This is a genomic window from Pedobacter sp. 01N416 (genome assembly GCF_056399685.1).
On the sequence record NZ_JBFTRT010000346.1, the window covers coordinates 1 to 7727 of the forward strand.

Here is a 7727-nt window from a genome sequence, read left to right on the forward strand (position 1 = left end):
GTTCAAGACCAAAAACCCTTTTATCATCAAAGAGGTTGCCGAGCGTGTCAGAATGCTTTGTGTGGGCAGGCTTTCGGAGATTGAGGGCGAAATGGTTGTCCCTGCTTAATTATTGTTGCCCCCGTTTTTCGGGGGCAATGATTTTTTAGATTTTAATAGTAGATACAATGAAAATGGAACATGTTTTTATCGTGCTGCGGGCTGTGGTCAGCACGCCGCACGAAAATATTGAAGATACGATGAATGAGATTTTAGCACAGGGGAGCTGTTTGCTGACCAATACGAAGAATGTGGGATTCTTCAAGGTCAGTCTTTCGATGATCACCAATGTTGAACCAAAACCAAAAGAAAATGGCACATCAGATTAATTATAATAAAAACACGGGAAAGCACAGCTTTTTCAGTGTTCGGGAAAAGGCCTGGCATGGGCTGGGTACAATCGTGGAGGACTATCCGAAGAGTAGCGAAGCGATAAAATTTGCAGGGCTTGATTTTGCGGTAGAAAAACGGCCTCTGTTTACGCCGAATGCCTTGGCGATGGATCTGCTGGATTTTCCCAATACAGTTTATCTGGGCGGTGGGAATGAAGGTCTTTTGGTGCCGAATGCTTTTGCAACCGTCCGTGCAGACACGCAGGAAGTTTTGGGCGTGGTGGGCAGGGATTACAAGATTGTACAGAATGTTGATGCCTTTGCTTTTTTTGATGCGATTGTTGACGGTGGTGAGGGTATAAAATATGAAACTGCGGGCTGTCTTGGCAAAGGTGAACGTACATTTATCACGGCTAAACTGCCCGACTATATCCGTGTGGGGCGGAACGACTGTATAGAAAAATACCTTTTTCTTTCCACCACCCATGATGGGAGCGGAAGTATAACTGCTGCGTTTACACCGATCCGCATATGTTGCCAAAATACTTTGAATGCGGCAATGAAGAATCTGACGGGTTGTATGCGCATCAAGCATACCGCGGGAGCGGTAGACAGGTTGAGGGAAGCGCACAAACTTTTGGGGATTTCCAATCTATTGGCAAATGAGATGGAAGGATTATTTAACCGCTGGAGCAGGGTAAAAATTACTGATAAATACCTAAAGCAGTTGATACAGGTTGCTGTGGTACCGAACTGCGAAACTTTGGAGGCGGTACGGAATGGCAGGGAGGACGGACTTTCTACCTTTTATCAAAATACGGTGGAGCAGGTTCTGGAATATGCATTAAGCAGCCCCACCCAGCAAATGGAAACCACAAAAGGTACTTTGTTCGGGGCTTATAATGCGGTTACGGGATACCATCAAAACTTAAGAAATTATAAGGATGATGAAAGCAAGTTTAAATCCATTATGTACGGTACAGGTTTGAAGCACAACCAAACGGCTTTTGATCTCTGTACGGCATTTGCAAAGATGGGGGCGGATGCGCTGAATTAGGTGGATTTAATTTTTGATAGCGGTCAGCCTTTGGGGCTGGCCGTTTTTTTAGCCCGTGAAAACCGCGGGCCGCCCGCTGCTGCTGCGCAGCAGACGGGCGGCGCTTATGCGCACGAGGTGTAGAAAAAGATTTTGAAAAGTGGGATAAAGGATTTAAGTTTGCTAAAAATATTAGTAAAATGAAGCCTAAAGATTTGCAGGGTAACGGTGGGTTTATTGCTGAGCAGAGCCGCCGCATGGGAAATTACCAGAGTGCTCCAAATGCAAATTACCGTCCTATTTATGATGAGGCGGTGAGTAAGAGGCTATGGATCTATGATCCTGAAATTAAACGCTGGCAGACACCCGAAGAGTTCAAAAAAAATGAAGAGAATATCACTACTGGAGACCTGAAACGCTATAGCAGGTTAAAGGTAAAGGATCCTAAGGAGGGCATTGAAGCTGCATTCGTGCAGATTGAGGATTTAAAGAACCGGATGGAAATCTTTGTGAAACGGGTGCTGGAATATTATCGAAAGAAATAATTTTAATGCATAAAAGGTGAATGTATTGCTAATCATCTCATTTATTTCAGTTGTCCAAGATTTAAACTTAAATTAGTAGATTAATGCTCAGATCAGTTATGAAAAGAAAAGTATCTGCTACAACACAGCTACTACATGATTTATTCACGCAATACCAAAGCACTTTCCTTGCGTTTTGCGAACTTATAAATAATTCAATCCAGGCCCATGCTCAAAATATCAGCATTACGATTGATTATCCTAAAGATAATGAACTTTCAGCTACTCCAATTAGAAAGATAGAATTAAAAGATGATGGAGTGGGTGTATACCTAGAGGATATTCAAGATAAACTTTTGGATTTTGGAGATTCATCAAAAAAAGGTGGAAAGGGGATTGGGCGTTTTGCTGCATTACAGATAGGATCCAATATTGTTATTGAAACAGTCGGGTTTGAAAAATTAACCAAAACGTTTTCTAAGTCAACCATCCCATTTAATGAACAGTATATTAAAAGCGTAAAGAAAATTGAAGATCTTGTAATTGATACAGATGAAAAGCTTCTAACTGGAGATCATAATACATATTACAAGGTTATCATTGATAATATTTATGATCAGCAGATTGTCGGTCGAAACCAAAAAAAAAAAAATCTCTGAAAGACTTTTAGAGGGAAATCTTCCAAATGCAATTTTTGAGCGCTATCCAATTGTTATCTTTAATAAGACTGTAAAATTTAGGATAAACGGCAAAATATTAAATCCTGAAGACTTTATTCAAGGTGAACCCACAAAGCTGGCTCTTACCTACACTGATCGGAAGGGGAAGGATCATGCGTTATTTTTTACTTTTCTTCAACTAAAATCTACGAACGACGAAATCAATATCTTCCTGACTACGAAAAACGCAGGTGTTGACACCATTGTTGGCGGATTCCAATTTGAAGCGGATTGGCTCGATCCAACTTCAAAGGGATGGTTTGTCTATATCCACTCAGATAACCTTGAAACCGACTTATACCGCAACTTGGATCTTGATGCAATGGATAATCGAGGACAGGATTTTAAATTTTTTATAAAGGACAGGCTTAACGAATTCTTCAAAAGTAGAAATAAAAAATATGATGATTTTCTTGTTAAGTTAAGAAAAGATAGTTTTTATCCTTACAACGATCCTAGCAATGCAACATCAAAATCTAAGGTTGTTCTTTTCGATAAAGTAGCCTATTTAGTTGAAGAACGATATAATCTATTTACGGTAAACAAGACCCTAAGAGAGATAGTGTATCCTTTGATCAATAGAACTATTATAACTGGAGAACTCGATCAAATTCTTCAAAAAATTCTTAGGCTAGAAAATAAGACGGTTAAAAAATTTAATAATCTTCTTAACCGCACTGAAATTGAAGATATTATTGAATTTTCTGAGCGGGTATCCAAAAAATTGGAAGATCTCAATTTTATAGAGAAGCTGACTTGTACGGAAATTTCCAAACATGTTGCCGAAAGAAAAGAACTTCATAAGGTTCTTGAAAAAATGGTCTGGATTTTCGGTGAACAATATCTTGATAATACGGCCTTACTTTCAGATACTAATCTCGAAAATAATCTGAAGAAACTCAGAGAGGCGACCCTTACTTATAAGGCAGATAAAAAAGAGGATAATATAAGTACAGATGTTACTGGTAAGGCTAAATCTATAACAGATCTCTTCTTATATAGTGAAAAACCTATCGATGGGGTTAAAAGAGAAATTCTTGTTGTAGAGCTAAAAGCTCCAAAGGTTAAATTAAGTAATTTGGAGATTCAACAGGCAATGAAGTATGCCCGCCAAATAGAAGAGAGCTCATTTTATTCTGAAGATATGAACATTCATATTATTTTGATAAGTTCTGAAATCAATAAGGATACCAAATTCCAACTTAGTGGAATTCCAAAGCCTAGAGATAATCCTTATTTCTACTTTCAAAATGAAAACAAAAATATTACTGTATCAGTCATGAGATGGGGCCAATTGATCGAAATGAACAAGCGTAAACTGAGCTATCTATCTGGTAAACTGAAGGTGAAAGATATTGACGTTGAGGAAAAAATTAATAATGATTTTAGTGAAATAGGTTTTGATAAAGTTCGCTCGACCCTGAGGAAAGTTCCCATACCGCAGTAAATTTAAGCTAAAAACCATCGATAAAAATGTAGATTGTTATCCTATTATAGCTATCTACTTCTTATATCTATTTAACACAAAGGAATAGCTTATTATTTACTTCGTTAGGCAATAAGTAAACATTTAGGTGGTCTGTCTAATTCCAGCTTAAAAATATGTTGACCAAATTATTATAGTTATGAAAAAATGAATACATTAGTTCATCTATGGCTCTTAATCAAATATCTAGTGAAGAAATATTGACGGTTTTCAATGATGAGGTTGATTTAATCGTAGATAGAATCGATAATAGAAAATCAAGGAAAGATATCAGTAAATGGCTTGATAACTTTGAAGATAACGATAAAATTGATGCGCTGGAGATACTTCAGAAATTAACTTATGTTAGTGAAGATGATCTAAGGTTTGAAGCGGATCGTATAGTAAAAGAGGTAATTAATCTCGTTCCAAAGAATAATAAAATCTATTTCTATCCTATTTCAAAATATGGAAAGAGTGCTGCCCATTTTAGTTATTACATTAACAAATCTGCTCTTTTTCATTCATTAGAAAATTCGGGGCGGGCGAAGTTTATATTCAATAAATCTTTGGCAAAGGAGGCTACGTTTGACGACAATACCTCCATTGTGTTTTTTGATGATTTTTTTGGAACAGGAAACACCTTTATTAAATATTACAAATATATTAGCGAGTTGTCAGCACCAGAATTTAAAGAGCTTAAGTGTGTTTACCTCGCTGGTATTTTCTATATGGATAAAGCAAAGCAGAATATTGAAGCTTCAATATCAAATATAAAACTTGTTGCGGATATCCATCATAAGATCTTTGACGATAATTTTCTTTTTTTTACTACACTTTCTCAAAATACAATCAAAAAGGATTTGGCTTTGAATTATGGGAACAGCAGGTATTTATTTAAAGAAGGTGAGAATGACTTCAGTTTAGGATATGAGAATTCCGAGGCTTTACTGACTTTTTCTTATGCCCCACCTAATAATACCCTCCCAATTATTTGGTCAAATAAAACTAAGTGGAAGCCGCTTTTCCCGAGATCTGAAGATGATATTTTTGTAAAACTGAAAGAATTCAAGCAGCAAAATGCGTTCGCAGCAACACAGATGCAATTGGGAATGCCAAAAGATACACCCGAGATTGCAGGCTTCAACAGGAATAGAATGATTGTCGTTGGGATTCTAAGAATGCTGAATAAAAAAACTCCCATTCCGACAATATTGTTAGTTTTAGGCTTGAGAACTAATGAGTTGTTGGAGCACGGAGATTATTTGTTAGAGTGGGCCAACGATCTTGGCAAGTCGGAAGACTTTATTGAAAAGTTACAAGAGTATGTTAGCCGTTTAGAAACTGCAGATTTACCTATTATATTCTCTCCACTACATTGGGCCAAATTAATGGGAATGAATTATTCTGATGTTTTAAGTATACTAAGCAATAGAAACGCATATTATAACCAATTCAGAATTAAAAAAAAACGCGGCGGGTTTAGGCATATTGATGCACCTAATCCACAACTTTATAATATTCAGAATTGGATTAAGGGTTTTATTTTGGATCAGGTAAAGTTTCCCAAAGAAATAACCTCTTATCAGAAAGGGAAATCTATTATCGACAATGCCAAACCGCATGTAAATAAAGAACTGATCGTCAAGTTTGATCTAAAGGATTTTTTTAGGACAGTAACTGAAGATAGGGTATTTGGAATCTTTAGGATGCTAGGTTATAATAAAGCAGTTGCAATCGATTTGTCAAAAGCATGCTGTATTGATATTCCAGAAGAGGACACAGAAAAAAAGTTGAAATATCCATTAGGGTGCCTCCCTCAAGGTGCACCGTCAAGTCCGGCACTTTCTAACTTAAGTGCGGTAAAAATGGATTATCGTTTAATAGCTTATGCTAAGAGTAAGAATCTGGATTATACCAGGTACGCCGATGATATAACCCTTTCGGGAAAAGTTTCCGACAAACCTTCTCTGTGGGCCATCAAGCAGATGGTTAAAGATGATGGATTTATGTTGAATATATTGAAAACAAAATATGTCCACCGCTCAAATCAACAGATAGTGACTGGTCTAACGGTTAATGAAAGGCTAAGCATTCCAAAAAGAGACAGAAAGCAGATACATACTCATCTACACAATTGTATAAATTTTGGTCCTTATCATCACTTAGGACGGATGAAAATTCATAAAAGAAATTACCGCGAGTGGCTATTAGGAAATATTGTTTATATACAGATGATACATCCTAAAGAAGGACGCTTACTTCGTGAGAAATTTGACCTAATAAACTGGTTTGATAATAGTAACTAATGTAGTAAACTCCACAGTTGTCACATTGAGTAGCTTTTGCAACTTCGGTGTAATTAGAACTTTGATGAAATTTGAGTTTTCATACTCACAACTTCTTTGTGCGTAATATCACCTTTGGTAATTTTGGAATGGCATGTTGGGCACAATAAAATTAAATTATCGATTTGGTGATTGGTGGGATTTTCATCTATGTGATGAATTTGAAAATGGCCAACTGCTTTCTCGGTACAGAAAGGACAGACTGAATTAATTTCTTGTTGAAGTTCTGCTCTTACTTTTATCAAGTTGGGGATTGATGTTCTTGCTGTTTTTCCACGTTTATTTTTTTTGTCAAAAGTATACCTTGAATATTCAGGGCATTGCGAATAGYGACCAGCTTCGATAATCCTGTTTTTGTTATTGGTCCGATATTTATCCCAATCTCCACTCGTACAGGCAGAGTAAAACCCTATGGGAGAGTGCTCTCCTTCGAATAAGCATATTTCGGGACACATATTGGAAAAATACATGCTTGTCCCACCTTTTATAATGGTTGGAGACTCTCCCTGAACTTCTATTTTATTCTGGAAATACTCATCGGAAAGTTCGCCTTCATTTTTTAATATTTCTTCAAAATTTTCACCTTTTCGTATATCAATATAGGAAAAATAATATATGGTCATTGCCCTCCGTTGACAGATGTTCAATATAGGGCATCTTGGAGTACCTTTTTGGCGAAGACTCATTTCAAAATAGGCTTTTTTGTCCATCGTATCGTTATAAAGTATTTAGACAACCAATTTAGAACTAATTGAGATCATTTTAGAAACAAAATTGTATTTCTAGTTTTCCAAGTTTTGTAGTTTTGACCATTTTGCGATTGGGAGGTGTGGCGGATTCACTTTGACGAGAGGCATATTGTCAGCTTGAAGCTTTGTTTAGATTGAAGAAAACAGTAGCTAAAATCAGGATAATACAGCATAATACTTTTTGCAAATAACTGATAAAAGGGTATTGTCGCCTAATGCACAAACCATTTTGTTTGACTCCATCTTACCAAATTTTAATTATTTATAAGTATCTCCAAAACAAGTCGATAAATTAAAATTAGCATTGGTGGGAGGGGGTCAATTGACTGCGGTTTATCCAGATTATATACATCCTAAGAAAAAAATATTAGACCYGACATCGCCAAGTCCTTAATTTAAAGATAATTAAATGTAAATATCTAATTTATGACGAAATGGGGTCAATCTGCTGCGTTTTATCTAGTGCTTTGGCCAAGAGCTCGTATTGCCAGCACTCTAGGCAGTAGCCTTCTTCG

At 36.7% G+C, this 7727-nt stretch carries 7 protein-coding genes; 6 read left to right on the top strand and 1 reads right to left on the bottom strand.

The genetic code is table 11. From position 1 onward, the window contains the following. The first annotated feature begins 167 nt into the window (after positions 1–167). The 6 genes from AC1DND_RS18260 (at position 168) to AC1DND_RS18285 (ending at position 6424) form a co-directional block, all read left to right on the top strand. The gene (locus AC1DND_RS18260; RefSeq protein WP_477583778.1) at positions 168–368 is read left to right on the top strand and encodes a hypothetical protein; all 201 of its coding nucleotides are present in this window, start codon (positions 168–170) and stop codon (positions 366–368) included. Continuing rightward, the gene (locus AC1DND_RS18265) at positions 352–1428 is read left to right on the top strand and encodes a DUF932 domain-containing protein (protein ID WP_477583780.1); all 1077 of its coding nucleotides are present in this window, start codon (positions 352–354) and stop codon (positions 1426–1428) included. Before AC1DND_RS18260 ends, AC1DND_RS18265 begins: the two co-directional genes overlap by 17 nt. Before the next feature lie 179 nt (positions 1429–1607). Beyond that, a complete protein-coding gene (locus AC1DND_RS18270) occupies positions 1608–1952 on the top strand; it encodes a hypothetical protein (protein ID WP_477583782.1) in 345 nt (114 codons plus the stop codon). Between the two features lie 98 nt (positions 1953–2050). Continuing rightward, positions 2051–2590, top strand: a complete 540-nt coding sequence (locus AC1DND_RS18275) for an ATP-binding protein (RefSeq protein ID WP_477583784.1) — start codon at positions 2051–2053, stop codon at positions 2588–2590. Continuing rightward, complete coding sequence (locus AC1DND_RS18280) at positions 2544–4097, top strand: hypothetical protein (protein WP_477583785.1); 1554 nt, start codon at positions 2544–2546, stop codon at positions 4095–4097. Before AC1DND_RS18275 ends, AC1DND_RS18280 begins: the two co-directional genes overlap by 47 nt. Positions 4098–4303: 206 nt before the next feature. Further along, positions 4304–6424, top strand: coding sequence for a reverse transcriptase family protein (locus AC1DND_RS18285; RefSeq protein WP_477583787.1), 2121 nt, complete (start codon positions 4304–4306; stop codon positions 6422–6424). Between the two features lie 53 nt (positions 6425–6477). On the opposite strand, the gene AC1DND_RS18290 is transcribed toward AC1DND_RS18285, so the two are convergent. Beyond that, positions 6478–7173 carry an HNH endonuclease signature motif containing protein gene (locus tag AC1DND_RS18290; protein WP_477583789.1) on the bottom strand — a complete coding sequence of 232 codons (696 nt, stop codon included), beginning with the start codon at positions 7171–7173 and terminating at the stop codon, positions 6478–6480. Between the last annotated feature and the right edge of the window lie 554 nt (positions 7174–7727).